At 40.2% G+C, this 18,309-nt stretch carries 17 protein-coding genes; 4 read left to right on the top strand and 13 right to left on the bottom strand.

Features of this window, described 5'->3' with window-relative positions:
* The first annotated feature begins 90 nt into the window (after nucleotides 1-90).
* The gene (locus QQJ93_RS14220; RefSeq protein ID WP_089123184.1) at nucleotides 91-852 is read left to right on the top strand and encodes a YciK family oxidoreductase; all 762 of its coding nucleotides are present in this window, start codon (nucleotides 91-93) and stop codon (nucleotides 850-852) included.
* An 89-nt stretch (nucleotides 853-941) separates the two neighbouring features.
* On the opposite strand, the gene mlc is transcribed toward QQJ93_RS14220, so the two are convergent.
* A complete protein-coding gene (gene mlc, locus QQJ93_RS14215; protein WP_089123185.1) occupies nucleotides 942-2,156 on the bottom strand; it encodes a sugar metabolism global transcriptional regulator Mlc in 1,215 nt (404 codons plus the stop codon).
* A gap of 246 nt (nucleotides 2,157-2,402) precedes the next feature.
* Between mlc and pyk the strand changes: the two genes are divergently transcribed.
* Nucleotides 2,403-3,848: a pyruvate kinase gene (pyk, locus tag QQJ93_RS14210; protein WP_089123186.1), complete on the top strand. Its 1,446-nt coding sequence runs from the start codon at nucleotides 2,403-2,405 to the stop codon at nucleotides 3,846-3,848.
* A 107-nt stretch (nucleotides 3,849-3,955) separates the two neighbouring features.
* Here the strand turns inward: pyk and tagH are convergent, their stop codons facing one another.
* Entirely contained in the window at nucleotides 3,956-5,005 is a 1,050-nt protein-coding gene (gene tagH, locus QQJ93_RS14205) for a type VI secretion system-associated FHA domain protein TagH (RefSeq protein WP_089123187.1), read from the bottom strand.
* Nucleotides 5,006-5,189: 184 nt separating this feature from the next.
* Nucleotides 5,190-6,365 (bottom strand): patatin-like phospholipase family protein, encoded by a 1,176-nt coding sequence (locus tag QQJ93_RS14200; protein ID WP_089123188.1) that lies wholly within the window; start codon nucleotides 6,363-6,365, stop codon nucleotides 5,190-5,192.
* Nucleotides 6,366-7,078: 713 nt separating this feature from the next.
* Between QQJ93_RS14200 and QQJ93_RS14195 the strand changes: the two genes are divergently transcribed.
* A complete protein-coding gene (locus tag QQJ93_RS14195; RefSeq protein WP_089123189.1) occupies nucleotides 7,079-8,551 on the top strand; it encodes a sodium-dependent transporter in 1,473 nt (490 codons plus the stop codon).
* A gap of 1 nt (nucleotide 8,552) precedes the next feature.
* The gene (locus tag QQJ93_RS14190) at nucleotides 8,553-8,648 is read left to right on the top strand and encodes a MetS family NSS transporter small subunit (protein WP_089123190.1); all 96 of its coding nucleotides are present in this window, start codon (nucleotides 8,553-8,555) and stop codon (nucleotides 8,646-8,648) included.
* 118 nt (nucleotides 8,649-8,766) lie between these two features.
* Here QQJ93_RS14190 and QQJ93_RS14185 read toward each other — a convergent pair whose 3' ends face one another.
* The 10 genes from QQJ93_RS14185 to fabG all read right to left on the bottom strand — a co-directional run bounded on the left by QQJ93_RS14185 (nucleotide 8,767) and on the right by fabG (nucleotide 18,262).
* Complete coding sequence (locus tag QQJ93_RS14185) at nucleotides 8,767-9,309, bottom strand: hypothetical protein (RefSeq protein WP_089123191.1); 543 nt, start codon at nucleotides 9,307-9,309, stop codon at nucleotides 8,767-8,769.
* A 184-nt stretch (nucleotides 9,310-9,493) separates the two neighbouring features.
* Nucleotides 9,494-10,987 (bottom strand): PTS transporter subunit EIIC, encoded by a 1,494-nt coding sequence (locus tag QQJ93_RS14180; RefSeq protein ID WP_089123192.1) that lies wholly within the window; start codon nucleotides 10,985-10,987, stop codon nucleotides 9,494-9,496.
* Nucleotides 10,988-11,372: 385 nt separating this feature from the next.
* Nucleotides 11,373-12,143 (bottom strand): TatD family hydrolase, encoded by a 771-nt coding sequence (locus tag QQJ93_RS14175; RefSeq protein ID WP_089123193.1) that lies wholly within the window; start codon nucleotides 12,141-12,143, stop codon nucleotides 11,373-11,375.
* Nucleotides 12,144-12,209: 66 nt separating this feature from the next.
* Nucleotides 12,210-13,169, bottom strand: coding sequence for a DNA polymerase III subunit delta' (gene holB, locus QQJ93_RS14170; RefSeq protein ID WP_089123194.1), 960 nt, complete (start codon nucleotides 13,167-13,169; stop codon nucleotides 12,210-12,212).
* Nucleotides 13,169-13,813, bottom strand: coding sequence for a dTMP kinase (gene tmk / locus QQJ93_RS14165; protein WP_089123195.1), 645 nt, complete (start codon nucleotides 13,811-13,813; stop codon nucleotides 13,169-13,171). The genes holB and tmk overlap by 1 nt, the downstream gene beginning before the upstream one ends.
* Nucleotides 13,813-14,835 (bottom strand): endolytic transglycosylase MltG, encoded by a 1,023-nt coding sequence (gene mltG, locus QQJ93_RS14160; RefSeq protein ID WP_089123196.1) that lies wholly within the window; start codon nucleotides 14,833-14,835, stop codon nucleotides 13,813-13,815. Before mltG ends, tmk begins: the two co-directional genes overlap by 1 nt.
* The gene (gene pabC / locus QQJ93_RS14155) at nucleotides 14,832-15,656 is read right to left on the bottom strand and encodes an aminodeoxychorismate lyase (RefSeq protein ID WP_244943721.1); all 825 of its coding nucleotides are present in this window, start codon (nucleotides 15,654-15,656) and stop codon (nucleotides 14,832-14,834) included. Before pabC ends, mltG begins: the two co-directional genes overlap by 4 nt.
* A gap of 117 nt (nucleotides 15,657-15,773) precedes the next feature.
* The gene (fabF, locus tag QQJ93_RS14150) at nucleotides 15,774-17,018 is read right to left on the bottom strand and encodes a beta-ketoacyl-ACP synthase II (protein WP_089123198.1); all 1,245 of its coding nucleotides are present in this window, start codon (nucleotides 17,016-17,018) and stop codon (nucleotides 15,774-15,776) included.
* 93 nt (nucleotides 17,019-17,111) lie between these two features.
* Nucleotides 17,112-17,345 carry an acyl carrier protein gene (gene acpP, locus QQJ93_RS14145; protein ID WP_004406112.1) on the bottom strand — a complete coding sequence of 78 codons (234 nt, stop codon included), beginning with the start codon at nucleotides 17,343-17,345 and terminating at the stop codon, nucleotides 17,112-17,114.
* A 182-nt stretch (nucleotides 17,346-17,527) separates the two neighbouring features.
* Nucleotides 17,528-18,262 carry a 3-oxoacyl-ACP reductase FabG gene (gene fabG / locus QQJ93_RS14140; RefSeq protein ID WP_089123199.1) on the bottom strand — a complete coding sequence of 245 codons (735 nt, stop codon included), beginning with the start codon at nucleotides 18,260-18,262 and terminating at the stop codon, nucleotides 17,528-17,530.
* Nucleotides 18,263-18,309 lie beyond the last annotated feature (47 nt).

Genomic DNA, 18,309 nt, shown 5'->3' with positions numbered 1-18,309 from the left:
ACCCAAGTGACTTCAAGGTATAGCTATCGTTATATTTTGAAGTTACTTGGGTATATACATGACATACAGTTAGATTAAGGATTACATACGGTGAATTATTCAGTTTCCCCTTCAGCTCTTACTGGAAAAACCATTTTAGTCACTGGTGCTGGTGATGGTATAGGTAAAGAAGCAGCCTTACATTACGCTCAACATGGCGCAACCGTTATTCTACTAGGGCGCACCGTGTCCAAACTAGAAGCGACATACGATGAGATCGAGTCGAAAGGTTATCCACAAGCGGCGATTATCCCTCTTGATATGAAAGGGGCAACCAAACAGAACTACCTTGATATGGCAGATACGATTGCAGATCAATTTGGTAAACTCGATGGCATCTTACATAATGCGGGACTACTAGGTTCGATCACGCCATTTGAACAAATTGAAGAAAAGGCTTTTGATGAAGTGATGCAAGTCAATGTCAAAGCGCAACTACTAATGACTCAAGCATTACTGCCTCTGGTTAAGAAATCAGAAAACGGCCGCATTGTTTTCACCTCTTCAACGGTTGGTCATATTGGTAAAGCTTACTGGGCAAGTTATTCCATTTCTAAATTTGCAACCGAAGGCATGATGCAAATTCTGGCAGATGAGCTCAGTGACACCCCTATTCGCGTTAATGCGATTAACCCAGGCGCAACTCGTACCAAAATGCGAGCCTCAGCTTATCCTGCGGAAGACACTAATCTGCTAAAAACGGCCGAAGATATCATGCCGCTGTACGTTTACCTGATGGCAGCAGAAAGCCAAGAGGTTCACGGTCAATGCATTGATGCTCAACCAGAAAGAAATAAACTATTTAAATCATAAACCTTTAATGAGTTCATAATAGTCAACAAAGCCAGCAATTACGCTGGCTTTATTTTTATTCACTTGATTAATATCACTCTCTATCGAAATTAGCCTTCAACCACCTTCAAGAGTAACGAACCATCATAAAGTGCCTGCTTAATCAATGCCGCACCTGGCATAGTCGTTTGAGTAAAAAACTTACTTTCCACTAAAGGCACATCTTTATGAAAGATCGGTAAACTATACTGTTGCAAAGCTTGTTCAATGGCTGGAAATAAAATCGATTTTGCTTTGGTTAATGCACCACCTAATAAAATTTTCTCAGGGCTAAAGATATTTACCATAATAGCGATGCCTTTACCTAGATCTCTCCCTAGCTTCTCAATAGCTTGTTTGGCTAATTCATCACCTTCTAAAGCCGCTGAGCAAATTGTTTCCATCGTAATATTAGTGCTCGATAATATTGTTGGCTCGCCTTGCGCGACTTTTTCTGTCACAACACGGCACACAGCTTGAGAAGACGCAACCGTATCTAAACAACCACGTTTGCCACACTCACATACAGTACCATCAGGATCAATTTGAATATGCCCTAACTCACCGATGTTGCCATTACGACTGTAAGCCAAACGTCCATTTAAAATCACTCCAGCCGCAACGCCTTGGTGATTACTAATTAATAATGAATTATCAACTTCTTGTGAATGGCCAAATAGCATTTCTGCCAAAGCCCAAGCACAGGTATCATTGGCAATAAAAACTGGCACGCCTGTTTGAGCATAAATCGCAGGGCCTAGAGCTAAATCTTTAATATTAAAATGTGGCATCTGAATAACCACGCCTTCAGAAAAATTAACCAAAGCAGGGAGTGTTACTGCAATACTGGTCATCCGCTCAACTAAGTGGGCATTCTGAACAAAAAAGCTTTCAATTTCATCTAAGATTTGTTGTTGTAATCGAATTTGATCAGAGGCTTCTATCTCGACCTTATAATCGGTGACAACCTCCCCTCCAAGTTCGTGTAAAGCAATAATTAGGTAGCCTTTACCCAATCGAATAGACAAAAACTGCCATCCAGTATTATCGGTTTGCAGCCCCACAGCTGGACGACCCCGACTTAATGACTCTTGTACTACCGTTTCATGAATTAAGTGCCCTTCCATTAATTCACGCGAAATTTTAGTGATACTAGCTGGCGCCAACCCACTTAATTTTGATAGATCGATACGAGAGACTGGGCCAAATTGATCGATAAGTTTATATACACGACCTGTATTGACTTGCTTAATTTGATCAATGTGACCAGGTTGAGCCATGTACATAAAGTACTCCTTAAAAAAAACCAACTCAATTTTTTTACACTGCGAACTAATTGTGAAGCCCCATACAACCATTGCGTGACAAATATCACGGTTAAATTTCAATTAGTAAGACATTTGTATGATAAAACACCTTTTCGCAAGTACGCTCTATAATAGAGTGGATACATTTATTCACAGTATTTACTAAAATCACCGTTCAATTAGTGATAACGTAAAAGAAATTTTAAAATATAGATGGAGTTATGCATGTCTCAACGTTTAAGACGTACCAAAATTGTCACGACCCTTGGCCCTGCCACAGACAAAGATAATGTACTAGAAGATATCATCAAAGCTGGTGCTAATGTTGTCCGAATGAACTTCTCACATGGTTCGGCTGAGGACCATATTATTCGAGCAGAAAAAGTCCGCACTATTGCAGCAAAACTAGGCATTCATGTGGCGATTTTAGGTGACTTACAAGGCCCTAAAATTCGTGTATCAACCTTCAAAGATGGCAAAATTCAATTAAATATTGGTGATAAATTTACACTTGATAGTGATCTTGAAAAAGGCCAAGGTGATCAACATGCTGTTGGTTTAGATTATAAAGAACTACCAAAAGATGTTGGTCCTGGTGATATTCTTTTACTTGATGATGGTCGAGTTCAACTAAAAGTAACCAGTGTCGATGGCAATAAAGTACATACCGAAGTCACCGTTGCTGGCCCTCTTTCCAACAATAAAGGCATCAACAAAAAAGGTGGTGGTTTATCCGCTGATGCTTTAACTGAAAAAGACAAGCAAGATATTATCACGGCTGCAAAAATCAAAGTGGACTATCTTGCTATCTCCTTCCCACGTAATGGCGAAGATATGCATTATGCACGTCGATTAGCGCGTGACGCTGGTCTTGAAGCTAAATTAGTCGCCAAAGTTGAGCGCGCAGAAACGGTTATCAGCGAAGAGAGCATGGATGATATTATCTTAGCCTCTGATGTGGTGATGGTAGCACGTGGCGATCTAGGGGTAGAAATTGGTGATGCAGAGCTCGTTGGTGTACAAAAGCAACTGATTCGACGCGCACGCAGCCTAGACCGAAATGTAATTACTGCCACACAAATGATGGAATCAATGATCACAAGTCCGATGCCAACACGTGCAGAAGTGATGGATGTAGCGAACGCCGTTCTTGATGGTACCGATGCGGTAATGCTTTCTGCGGAAACCGCAGCAGGTAGTTTCCCAGTAGAAACCGTCAAATCAATGGCAGAAGTTTGTGTTGGTGCTGAAAAAATGCCATCAGTTAATGTGTCAAATTATCGCCTAGATCGTAAGTTCCAATCAGCAGAAGAAACCATTGCAATGGCAACCATGTACTCAGCCAACCATATGGAAGGCATCACTGCTGTTGTTTCAATGACTGAATCAGGACGCACCCCATTAATGATGTCTCGCTTAAGTTCTGGCCTGCCAATTTTTGCGCTATCTCGTAATGAAAGTACTCTTAACCGAGCAGCACTATACCGTGGTGTGACACCAGTATTTTTTGAGCATGACGCTGGTTCTGGCCTACCTTGCGCATTAGCGGCTATTGCCACATTAAAAGAAAATCGACTACTTGAGAAAGGCGATAAAGTCATCATCACGCAAGGCGATGTGATGGACTTAGTGGGTTCAACGAACTGCATGCGCATCATTGAAGTAGAGTAAACGATACCCTAGTAACTGGGTATATAAAACAAGGCCTCTATATCCAAGTTACTTGGGCATAGAGGCCAATTTAATGTAAGAGGCTTTTAAATTAAGCTCATTTCCATTCAAGGATGTTTACGTTGTAACGTATCGTATGACTGCTCTAACACTTCCCAAAACTGCTTTTCAAAACCTTTTTGTCTTCCCGACGTCAACTCGGAAAAATACGACTGATACATTTTCCAAGCCCAAGCATCTTTATCAACATTATCTGGTGCATTTTTACGATAAGTTTCAAAACGCTTTAACAAGGTTTCAGGTGAAAATTCATTAAGTAAATATTTTAAGGCTAATTCTGTTGCTTGATGCATTCGCTCGCTGTGTGATTCTATGGATTTAAAACTACTTTCAATCGCTTGAGTAGGCTCTAGATGAAATAGGCTACGTTCTTCACCAAACATCAGGTCTTTAGTTTCTTCTGGCGTTAATCCCATTTGTAGTGGGTTATCTTGAATCGGCTGGAAACTGCGATTTAATAAATGAAAAGAATTATCTTGTCGGCTATGGATGGCTAACAGCCCTGCAATACTCGCTGCTAATGGTTCATTAATTTCATTGGTACTGATAGTGATTGAAGGTGACATCCTTAGTTCCTTTTCCTGGTCATCTTGTTTTATGGACGGTTCAACCTCGGTTTTCGATGCTTGAACCTCTCGCACCACTGGCAAATCAATATCGAGTTGAGGAATATATGAGGGCGTTGTCTCTTGTACACTAGAAGTTTCTTGCACACTAGAAGCTGCAGTTTCTGCCACACGATAACGTTGCTCCGTTTCCACTTCTACGACTTTCAAATGTGATCTAATTTGATAAGAACCGATACGGAAAACATCACCATCTTTAACTTTTATATGTCGTTGTTGTTCAAATTGAGGCGATTCATCATTAATACCGATTCCACCTTGAATATCTATAAGGTGATATTCGCCATTTTCAAACTTGATCTGGCAATAAGGGGTAATAAGTGCATTATTCGGATCAGGCAGTATCCAGTGGCAACTGTCATCATTACCGATATAACCACCTTCTTGTTTAAATTGATGCGATGCAGCACCACCTGTTTTTAAAAGACGAGTATTCATCACAACAAACGTGAGAAAAGTTTTCTCTTCCATGACCACTCCATTTACACAGCAAAATAACGTTTCAATAACTGCTAAGGTTTGTTTACCTTGAAGCTCTAAAAAAGAAATTTTGGCGTAAAATATTCAAGTGGGTATAAGAGGAAGGAAGAATTGCGATCGAGTTAACTTTCATTTCGATCGCTTATCGAATCAGATCACTAAAATACGACTCAAATTAAGAATAAGCGCTTTTGTGAATAACCGCAGGTTTTGATACAAGAGTAGAAAATTGTTCAATATAACGTCGCCCAGCCTGAAGGCCAAGCTGGTAATCAAATTCTAGATCTTCAGGCTTACTAAGTAATGGTGAAGATCTTAATGGCTGATCGGGAGCAATTTGCAAAATAAAACAATCATCTGGCGGCTTAAGCATAAAGTTATGAGTAAGCGTAAAGGTTTGATGATGTACCAACATCATATCCATAATACCAGCATCAAACTGGTCACCGAGTAGATGGCACAAGCGATAAACATCGCTACTACCGAATAACCAACGTCCACCATTTAACAATGGCTTCGCTTGTTCTGTCTCTATAAGTTTGGAGCGCTCAATACGTTGTTTTAAAAAACTATCAAAATCCAAACGCCAACTCGCCGTTCTCTCTGCAATACGAGTTTGTAGAGATTCTAAGTGTTGGTCTAACCCTACTCTATTTAGAAATGAATTAAGTACGGTAGCGCTTTGTTCTTGTCTGATTTCTTCAGTTAAATCTATTGGCTCAGTACGGATAACCGTAATTAAGCGCGCACCTTTACGCCAAGCTTCTTGCGCGGGAATGGCAGCTGAAACGCCACCATCAACGTAATATTTACCATCGATTTCGACTTCATGACGATATAAGGCTGGGATTGCACAAGTCGCTTTTAACGTATCAGCCCAATTATTAGTCGTAATAGGCAAATATTCATCGTGAAGATCGGTCATATTAGTCACTGCGGCATAGGCTTCTCGATCACCTAAAGCAAAACGGCCTACATCAATATCAAGTAGATAAGGAGGAGCAATTAATTGATCAAAAGCCCAATCAAGATCGAGGCGTTGTTTACGACGAATGTGTTTAAATAAACGGAAAAATTCTGGGCGAGTAGTTAACTCAGTAATGAAAGCTTTACCTAATCCTCGTTGACGACAGATATACGAGGTTAAGTTTAAAGCGCCGGCAGATGTGCCATAAAAAACATCGAAAGGATCAAGCGCAGCGTCAAGAAAACTATCAAGAACACCCGCAGTAAAAATACCTTTCTGACCTCCTCCTTGGGCAACTAAAGCATGCCGTCCGTTGGCATACTTGTTGAGTGTAGTGAGGTCAATAGACATACCCGCATCGGTAATAACGCCACTATTTTTCACACTCACTCCTTAACTTTATTTGTAGCAATATGTTCTTAGATCACGCGATTAATGCGTAACAACAATAGCTGCGTACGCACTAAGAAAAGCGATAATAGAACAAATGATAACTGCAGAAATTTTCAAATCACGACTCATAATAAAACCTCAGATAATTAAGATGAAATGATATTAACATGACTCTGTTCACCAAGCCTATGAAAGTGTCGTAAAACTCTCAATATATTAGCAAAAATCTTTCTCTAAATTTAGTAGCATGCCTTATCTAGATCAGTAAACAACCTACAAAAAATCAACTGCACTTAGCATCAGATTTAGAACAAAATATTGTACTGGCTCAAAAAATCGAGCATTAAAACAACACTTAGACTATAAAAAACTAAAACATAAATATCGACAAAGGCCACCAATTACCAGCGAATAACACCAATAATATTAATTACAGCAGTTTAATCTAGTATATTGATAATTTTATCAAGTTTTATCCAATACTTAACCTAACCTTTACATTCTAGCCTCTCTATTGCGTTCTTTATATTGAATATGTAATCTCAGAGCATGCACAGGTGAATGTTTCACCTACTGCAAACACACATTGAAAATATCAGAATAATAATCTGGAACGTAACAAGTGATACAGAATTTTAAACCTAAATATTAAATCTGTTTCTAATTGTTAAGTATCCATTTACGCAGTTACAGAGGATTTGTACATGAAAAGAGAACAGTGGGGCTCCCGCGCGGGGTTTGTTCTAGCGGCCGTAGGATCGGCAATAGGATTAGGCAACATTTGGCGTTTTCCATACATGGCGTATGAAAATGGTGGTGGCGCATTCTTTATTCCATACCTTTTTGCCATGCTCACCGCGGGTATTCCTTTTATGATCATGGAATTCACCATGGGACATAAATTCCGTGGTTCAGCGCCAAGAACATTAGCAAAAATCAATTCAAAATTTGAGTGGCTTGGTTGGTTCCAAGTAATGATTGCTGCAGTGATCGGTGTGTATTACATCGCGATCATCGGTTGGGCAATCTCTTATGTTGGCCTAGCTTTCACTCAAGGCTGGGGCAGCGATCCAAATGCTTACTTCTTTGGTGAATACTTACAGCTTGGTGGTGATAACTCTCCTAGTCAACTAGGTAGCATTCAATGGCACATTGCGATTCCAATGATTGTCGGATGGCTTGTGACCTATGCCGCTCTATTCGGCGGTGTTAAAGGTGGTATTGAACGTGCTGGTAAAATCATGATGCCTATTTTATTCATCATGGTACTTGCCTTGATTGGCCGTATGATTTTCTTACCTGGTGCGGTTGATGGGTTAAACTACATGTTCCAGCCAGACTTTAGTCGCCTAACCGATCCTTCTGTTTGGTCAGCAGCATACGGACAAATGTTCTTCACGCTATCTGTTGGTTTTGCCATCATGTTGGCTTACTCAAGTTACTTACCAGAAAAATCAGACATTAGTAACAATGCAGTAATGACTGTATTAATTAACTGTGGTTTCTCTATCCTAGCGGGTGTCTTAATCTTCTCTGTATTAGGTTATATGGCACAAGAACAAGGCAAACCACTAACAGAAGTTGTTTCTGCGGGTGTTGGCCTAGCCTTTGTTACTATCCCTGCGGCGATTAACTTACTACCAGCACCATACATTCTAGGTCCACTATTCTTCCTAGCATTGGTGGTTGCAGGTTTCAGTTCGCACATTTCTATCATGGAAGCGGTAACATCTGCTTTTATCGACAAACTAAAATGGTCTCGTCGTAAAGCGGCAAGTATTGTATGTGGTACAGGTCTTCTAGTATCACTAGCGTTTGCAACCAATGGTGGTTTGTTACTACTCGATTTAGTCGATTACTTTATCAACAATATTGCCCTATTAGGTAGTTGTCTAATCGAATTAATTCTTGTCGGTTGGTTATTTAAAGTCGCTGATATCCGTAAACACGCTAACGCAGTATCAGAGCTTACTATCGGTGTATGGTTCGACTTATGTATCCGTTTCTTAAGCCCAATCATGATTGCAATCATCCTAGCAAATAAGATTATTGCGACCTTAACAGATGGCTATGGCGGCTACAGCATGTCGGATCTATTAACACTAGGTTGGGGTTTATTGGCGCTAATGCTAGTTATCTCTATCGTTGTTAACTTAAAGAAATCAAAAGAGGCTTAATATGACGACTGGTGCAATTATTATGATGATTATTGGCCTTGGCATTACATGGGGTGGTGCTGCATTGTGCATTCGCCGTGCGATGAAAAGTGATTAAAGACAATAGTTAACATCAAAAATAACAAAGCCCGTAACTAATGCGGGCTTTTTTAATTTTGTATATCAATAGGTTAGATTTAATTCTTTCTACCCAACTCAATATTCATTACATAAAGTTATAAAGAGTAGCGAATCCCTATCGCGGCTTGAAAATCCACATCGAAGTCATCAGGTATATTGATCACAGGCGCTAGTTGAACGTAAGTGTCCCAGCGACTAGCAAAGTTCCAATCCAGTCCGAATGGTACACGAACCCCATAATCATTAAAATAATGGTCGGAATCATGATGAGAATGCCAATGTCCATTATTGTCATAATAACCTCCACAACCGTTATGACAGCTTTTATCCCAGTCATAAAAACCACCGACGGATGCATACCAAGTAAACGGCAGTTTTTGATTAAACTTACCGGTTAGAAAAATATAGTCCGCCGCTATACCATCATCGCCAAGTGACAAATTCACTTTATTATAAAGTTGCCCAACAACACTAAAGCCTCGGTCAAATCCAAAGCCCACTTTATAATCTGAATTATTTATATACGACGGAACAGAGGTGTTTGTTCTCACACCTTCATCTGCAAATAGAGGTGCATTAAAACCTACTAAGATACATCCAACTACCAAACTGCCTGTTCTAGTAATACGCAATTTCATCGGCCCTCCAAGGCACTTAATCTACAATTTATTGTCCAAACAAGATTGAACCATAAATAACTTGTACGATGATGGGTGTACCGTCAGGCATATGCCAATTTTTTGCAAATAAAAAGCCAGTTGAGAAACCCCAACTGGCTTTAAGTTTACTATTTAAATAGTTTAGATATCGTGGATATTTAAACTATTTTTTTGTTGCTGCTTTTTCTTCTTCAGTACGGTAGTCCATAAAGAAAATAAGAAGCATTGGAACAATAAACGCTACTGCAATCGCAACCGCATATACCCACATTGGGTTAAATACAGGGATAGTTAACAATGAAGTAAATGCAAATGCTGTTGTTTTAACGCCTTGGTATTGAGAACCAAGGATTGCAATTACAAGACCACCTGCAAAACAACCTGGAAGCATGCGAGAGTAAACACGTTTGAAACGTAAGTGGATACCATATAGAGATGGTTCAGAGATACCACCAAATAGACCCGCAGCTAAAGCACCAGAAGCAGTCTGACGCATAGTCTTATCTTTTTCACGAAGTGAAATTAATAGAACACCAGCTGTTGCACCGAAACATGCGAAGTTCCATACACCCATTGGACCTTGAATGAAATCATAACCCAGAGTTTGAATGTTCATTAGCATCAAGGCATTTAAAGGCCAGTGTAGACCTAGTGGAACTAGGAACGGATAAAGCATAGGAATCAATAATGCAAACACGAATGGCGCATTATTGTTCAACCAAGCAAGACCATTACCTAAGTCGATACCAATCCAAACACCTAGTGGACCGATTAAAAATGCGGTTAATGGGATCATAATCGCTAGAGAGAAGAACGGTACGAATACCATGTGAACATTCTCAGGGAAGATCTTTTGCAAGAAACGATAAACAAGCGCTAATACTGCGACCATAATTAATGGTACGAATACTTGTCCTGAGTAGTCATTCCACTGCATTGCAAAGCCAAAAATATCAGCAACTTTTGTTGTGATACCCAACTCTGGATCCACAGTCGAAGTTGTTGAAGCCATAGTGGCTAACTTCTGGAATTCAGGTGTCATTAATGCACCCATAATTGCAGCACCTAACCAAGGGTCTACGTTTAACTTTTTCGATGCATTATAAGCAATCATAATTGGCAAGAAGTAGAACACGGTATGCCACATTGTATCGACAAACACCCAACCTGCTGATTTTTCACCCCTGAAATCAACAAGGTGTAGAGCATCAAGAACAGCCGCTAATGCGATAATTAATGATGCACCAAGTAAAACACCTAGGATTGGACGGAACGAATCTGAAAGATATTCAAAGAAAGCATCAATCCACTGAACCTTGCCACGCACACCAGAAGAACGTAAAGATGATTTTAATTCGTCATTTGATGCTGACGCATTATCCTCTGCAGCAGATTCTGCACCATCACTCATAGAAGGTAATGCTTTAATAGCGTTATAAATATTACCAACGGCTCCGCCAATAACGATTTGATAACGATCACCACTTTGAGGAACACAACCCATAACTTCTGGAATTGCGTCTAATGCTTCTTTATTTACGATAGAACCATCATTTAATTCAAAGCGTAAACGTGTTGCACAGAATGTCATGAATTTGACATTGCTTGCACCACCAATCCCTTCAAGGATTTTTTCTGCTGCTGCTTTATTTGACATAATTTTTAACCTTTATGCTTAGAAAAATACAAGCGTGAAGTGTAACTCCCCCGTCCCACTTGCATAAAAATGTAACATTTTAAAACCGGCGTAGGATGTTCTATCTATGCGGTAAAATCAACTTTTTTAATTTAGCAAAGTGATCTATGCACGCTATTTTATCGATATAGATCTCAATAAAAAGAAGAACAACCACAGTATAACTGCTTAAGTTAACAATTTTAAAATATCTTGATTGACTCAAGATTCATTACCGAACAAAAAAATCGTAACAATGACCTTTAATTCAAGTAATGATATGAAACAAGTTTTTTTGGATTGATTAACTTGAGCATCAAAAATGAGATCATGATCTCACTTTTAATTAGTGGTTACTTCCAAAGCCCTAATGACGTAAAAATAACTTGTTGAAATTAGACGTTGTGATTTTAGATACTGTTTCGACATCACATTGCTGCAGCTCAGCTAAAGATGCCGCCACTTCTGATACATAAGCTGGCTGATTTTCTTTACCACGATGTGGAACTGGTGCTAAATAAGGTGAATCGGTCTCGACAAGCAATCTATCTAGAGGAAGCTGTTTTACGACATCTTGTAATTCTATTGCTTGCTTAAAGGTAATAATCCCCGATAAAGAAATATAGAATCCAAGATCGATGGCAGCCTTCGCAAAAGCCAGATCTTCAGTAAAACAATGGATCACACCACCACAGCGCTCAGCATGACCATTTTTTAATACATCTAAGGTTTCTACACGAGCATTTCTCGTATGAATTATCAGTGGCTTATCTAATTCATTAGCGACTGTTACATGCTGCTCAAACAGCTCAATTTGTCGCTGCGCGGTTTCAGGTTGGTAGAAAAAATCCAAACCAGTTTCACCAATCGCGACCACTTTTGAGTGGCTGGCATATTGTTTAAACGTATTAAGATCAAACTCACTTTCGCAATCTAACGGGTGAACGCCACACGAGGCATGAATATTATTAAATGGTTCGATCATTGCCAGCATTGAAGGAAATGCTTCAAGTGTCACACCAACACTAAGCATTTGTTCAACACCCGCTTGCTTTGCTTTGGCTACCACATCTGCAACATCTACATGTAGATCATTGTAATTTAATTTATCGAGGTGGCAGTGTGAATCAACTAACATAGTCTAGTTCCTAATTTCATTTATCGCAAATAAGGTATTGATTTAACTTTAAGTTTTTCTTTGCGTCTAAGGTTTTATTAAAGTGAGATACCAATCTACGATCAGTAATTCAGCGTTCAAACCACTCGAAGTCGTTAATGAATGACGCATTTGTTGCAGATGTTGATAATGAGAATAGGCACTAGTATAGGAAATACAACTCGCAAGTTGCTCAAATACTGCAGGTTGAGGGGTGTCTGCCACACCAAAGTGGGCTTTTTGTAGATCATTAAATAAATACAGCAGCCAAGACACTTTCTCTAGTGGCTCATTCTTAAAAAAACTTTGCACTTCATATAAAGAAAATGAACGCTTTTGTACTCCAACTAAAAGTAGAGTAAGTAGCTGCTCCCACTCTTTCTGTTTATCTTGCTTGATAAAAGACAAGGCATCCAGTGGTGATTGTGCATACATTTTCAAGCTAAACCAGCCTGGCATTTGTTCACGAGATAATTGAGATCCTAACCAATCAAGTAACACCGGCTTCGTGACTTTAGGCAGTTGCCAATGCTGACAACGGCTAATAATGGTAGGCAATAATTTATGTTTATCTTGAGTCAACAAGACAAATACACATTGTTCTGGCGGAGTTTCTAATGTTTTCAATAAAGCATTGGATGCCGATTCATTCATAGATTCCGCAGGCTGAATAATGATTATTCGTTTGCCACCTAGTTGCGATGATTCAATCGCATAACGGTTAGCCTCGCGAATTTGCTCAACGTTAATACCTTTCCCCTCTTTCTCTGGTATTACCCAGTGAATATCAGGATGATGACCACCTTGGCTTAATTCGCAACTATGACAAAATCCACATGCTTCTTCATCTGAATTCTTACACACAATGGCAGCAGCAAGGCAATTAACTAGGTCTTCTATTCCAGTACCAACATTAGCACTACACAGAATAGCGTGTGGCGTGGCTTGCTGAGAAAGCATTACCTGCCATTGTTTCCATAGTGGCTCTAACCAAGGATATAAAGCCATTATGCTACTGCTTGCCCATTATCAAACCATACTTGCAGAGCGCGATGTAAATCACCAGCCACTTGCTCAATCGTTTGGTTGGCATTAATAGTAATAATACTCGGATCTTGTTGAGCAGCTTCTAAATAGCGAGCACGTACTCGTTCAAAAAAGCTAATATCCATTTTTTCAATTCGGTCTAACTCGCCTCTACCACGCGCCCTTTCCAAGCCGATTTTAGGATCAATATCTAGATACAAAGTAAGATCTGGCTTGAAATCACCTAGCGCTGTTCGTTTTAGATTGGTCATAATTTCAGGACTAATTTGACGTCCACCACCTTGATACGCTTGAGAAGATAAATCATGGCGATCACCAAGGACCCACTGACCATTATTAAGCGCTGGCTTAATCACGTTTTCAACTAGTTGAACGCGAGCCGCGTACATCATAAGTAACTCACTGATATCGTGTAGCTCTTCGCCATCGTGTTCTTCTTTGACTAATGCACGTAATTTTTCCGCTAATCTCGTACCACCCGGTTCACGCGTTTGTACGACATCTAGGATTGAATGCTGCTTTAAAGTTTCCAGCACGGCATTAATCGCGGTGCTTTTTCCTGCGCCTTCTAAGCCCTCAACTACAATAAATTTCGCGTTTTTCATTAGTTACTCTTATTTGCTCGTAATTTTCTCAAATAATCACGCACTGCACGATTATGCTCAGCTAATGATTTAGTAAACACGTGTCCACCATCACCGCTTGCTACAAAGTATAAATAGTTACTTTTCTCTGGATTTAACGCAGCACGTACAGAGTTAACTCCTGGCATAGCAATCGGTGTCGGTGGTAAGCCATTAATCACATAGGTGTTATAGGGAGTTGGCGTCGACAAATCTTTCTTACGGATATTACCGTCATATTTATCTCCCATACCGTAAATCACCGTTGGGTCGGTTTGTAATCGCATCCCTTTATTCAATCGATTTACAAAAACTGATGCGACACGTTCACGTTCTGATTCGATCGCCGTTTCTTTTTCAATAATTGACGCCAAAATTAATGCTTGATATGGCGTGTCCAGCGGTAAGTTTTTTTGCCTTGTTTCCCACGCAGCGTCTAACTCACGAGTAAGTGATTGATGAGCCCTTTTCAGAATATCGAGGTCCGACATACCTTCGGTGTAGTGGTACGTTTCCGCTAATAGTAGACCTTCTAATTTTTGGTGACTTTCACCAAGTGCTTTAGCAATGTCAGCCTCGCTTAGACCTTTCGTTTTATGTACTAAACCTTTAGCCATACCTAACTGGCTACGCCATTCGCTGAAACGACTTCCTTCAATAAAGGTAATGGTAAATTGAAATTCTTCACCCTTCACCATTGTCATTAAAGCCTGTTGTAATGTTTCACCGGGATGAACTTGATAAGTTCCCGCACGGATATGAATAACTTCAGGGTATAAGCGTGGTAACAAACGAGCAAAGGTATTGCCAGTAATCCAACCTTGTTGCTCCATCATCCATAATGCACTTTTTAACGTCTTACCGTGCTCGATAGTAATCAGCTGCTCAGATTCAATATTTAATGGCTGCTGCACATAACGAGTGACTTCTGACTTAGCATAAAACATCGCAACTAGCGACGCCGCTACGATTAAAAGCAATACAATGGCTAATTTTTTAATCACGGGTTAATTTTCTCCTGAATAGCGCATGTGATTGCACCAATATTAAATTCTTTATTACTTATTTGAATAATTGGAACGACACCATGTAGCGCATTAGTAATGAACACTTCATCAGCATTAGTCACATCGTCTAATGTGTAGTCGCCAATATTCACGATCATGTTGTTCTGCTCTGCATATTCACATACTTGTTTTCTCTTTATACCCAGCACCCCACTATTCAGTAACTCGGGTGTATAAAGCTGATTATTGAATATCCAAAACAAATTAGCAGCACTCATCTCCACAACGTTCCCATTAATATCAAGCACGATATTGTCATCATGGCCACTATTATCAATTTCTTTCTTAATTAACACTTGTTCTAAACGATTATTATGTTTAAGCCCAGCAAGCTGAGGGTTTACCCCTAAACGAGTGGCACTCACACCAACTTTTATCCCCTCTGCTTGCCAGGTTGAATAATGTTCGGGGTAAGCGAATGTCTGTACTACAACCTGTGTGGAATTCACGCCACTAGGGCTATAACCTCTTCCACCACAGCCTCGACTAATATGTAACTTTACCCCGCTTAATTGCTGCATTTTATGCCCAGAACGTTCAATGGCCATATCAATCCATTCTGTGACAAGTTCCCAGTTAGGTAGGGTAATAAAAAGTCGCTGACAGGTTAACGCAATTCGCTGCTTATGCTCTGCTAACATAACGGGCTGACCATCTTTGACCAAGATAGTGGTAAAGCACCCATCACCATATTGGAACGAACGGTCGTTGACTGGTACGTTTTGTTGTTGATTTCCATTGACAAAAAACATCGTCATACCTGCTTACTTAGCATTGATCGTATCGTAATAAATAAAGTAAAAAAAAGCGGCTTAATGCTATAACATTAAACCGCTTTATAAAATGGCTTATTCAGCTATTTTAATCTATACCAATCAAATACGCTTAAAGATTAACGAACCATTGGTGCCACCGAAGCCAAATGAGTTACATAGAGCGTATTCCATGTTCTCAACTTTGCGAGCTTTATGTGGTACATAATCCAGATCACAACCTTCATCAGGGTTATCTAAGTTAATAGTTGGCGGAACAATTTGATCGACCAAAGTTAAAGCTGTAATGATCGATTCAACTGAACCTGCCGCACCCAATAAGTGACCTGTCATTGATTTTGTTGATGACACGAGTACTTTCTTCGCTGCTTCTTCGCCTAAAGCTCGCTTGATACCTAAAGTTTCAGCTACATCACCAGCTGGTGTTGATGTACCGTGAGCATTGACATAACCAATTTGGTCACCAGTAATGCCAGCATCACGAATAGCCGCTTCCATTGCCAATGCGCCGCCTGAGCCGTCGGCACTAGGAGACGTCATGTGATAAGCATCGCCACTCATACCAAAACCAACAATTTCACAGTAGATTTTTGCACCACGCGCTTTCGCATGTTCGTACTCTTCTACCATCATCATGCCTGCACCATCCCCTAGTACAAAACCGTCACGGTCTTTATCCCATGGACGAGAAGCTAGATGTGGTTCATCATTTCGACTTGATAATGCTTTTGCAGCAGCAAAGCCACTCATCGCAAGCGGAGTCGATGCTTTTTCAGCACCACCAGCAAGCATCACATCAGCATCACCGTAAGCAATCATACGAGCCGCATGGCCGATATTATGTAAACCTGTAGTACATGCTGTTGAAATAGCGATATTTGGTCCACGTAAGCCTTTCATGATAGACAAGTGACCTGCAATCATATTGACAATGGTTGAAGGCACAAAAAATGGACTCATACGACGTGGTCCACGATCTCTGAGCGTATGTGCCGCTTCTTCGATCAGACCAATACCACCAATACCAGAACCAATAGCGACACCAATACGTGTGGCATTTTCTTCGGTCACTTCAATGCCAGAGTCATTAAAAGCTTGAATACCCGCAGCAATACCATACTGGATAAATAAATCCATTTTGCGAGCTTCTTTCTTGGGCATGTACTCTTCGCAGTCAAAGTCTTTGACTAATCCTGCAAAACGAGTGGGAAAATTGGTTGTATCAAAGTGCTCGATATTGACGATACCACTTTGACCTTCTAAAAGGGCTTTCCAAGAGGATTCAACTGTGTTGCCTACCGGTGACAACATCCCCATGCCTGTAACAACTACACGACGCTTGGACACGATTTTTTCTCCGGAGATTAATACTGAGAGTATGTAAGGATAGATGATATAAGATAAAACTCAGGCGGTCTGGGAGACCGCCTGGGGATGTTATTACTGTGCGCTGTTTACGTAGTCGATTGCAGCTTGAACAGTAGTAATTTTTTCAGCTTCTTCGTCAGGGATTTCAGTATCGAATTCCTCTTCCAAAGCCATTACTAGCTCTACTGTATCTAGAGAGTCAGCACCTAGATCATCAACGAAAGAAGCTTCGTTTTTCACTTCTGCTTCATCTACACCTAGTTGTTCAACAATGATTTTTTTTACGCGTTCTTCGATGTTGCTCATTTTTCTTTTCCTATTACAGAGAGTTCGCTTAAATGCGATGTTAGCCGTAGTTTATTCAAACTTTGAAAAGTTGCAAGGGTGACCTTGCTGGTCAAACCACAAATTTCATGTTTTTCACTGAAATTTGGTACATTTTTGACCTAAATCATGCATATGGGTGAATAAAAAACACCCAAACAGATTTAGACCATGTACATACCACCATTCACATGCAGTGTTTCGCCAGTAATATAGGCGGCATCGTCAGAAGCTAAAAAGGCGACTGCTGATGCAATTTCACGCGGATCACCTAATCGACCTGCTGGCACTTGTGATAGTGTAGCAGTACGTTGGTCATCATTCAGTGCTTTTGTCATATCTGTTTCGATAAAACCTGGAGCAACAGTATTTACCGTTACGCCGCGAGAAGCAACTTCACGAGCCATTGATTTTGTGAAACCAATTACGCCAGCTTTCGCTGCTGCGTAGTTTGCTTGTCCAGCATTGCCCATGGTGCCCACTACAGAGCCCACGTTAACAATACGACCATGACGTTTCTTCATCATGCCTCGAAGAACCGCTTTAGACAAACGGAAAATCGATGTTAGGTTAGTATCCATGATATCTTGCCATTCGTCATCTTTCATACGCATCAACAGGTTATCACGAGTAATACCAGCATTATTCACTAAAATGTCAATTCCACCGAATTCTTCATTAATGGTTTTGATCGTCGCCGCAACAGAGTCTGCATCCGTTACATTCAAGGCTAAACCTTTACCATTATTTCCAAGGTAGTCACTAATCGCCTGTGCGCCAGATTCGCTTGTTGCAGTACCTACAACGGTCGCACCACGCTCAACTAATAGTTCAGCAATCGAACGACCAATACCACGACTGGCACCAGTTACTAGTGCAATTTTACCTTCAAGATTCATTATAAATCCTCTTTATGACTGAAAATGTGATACCTAGGCATAGCTCA

The sequence above is a fragment of the Vibrio algivorus genome (genome assembly GCF_030161215.1).
GTDB lineage: Bacteria > Pseudomonadota > Gammaproteobacteria > Enterobacterales > Vibrionaceae > Vibrio > Vibrio algivorus.
Note: the sequence above shows the minus strand (reverse complement) of the source record. Positions and strands in the feature narration are given on the sequence as shown.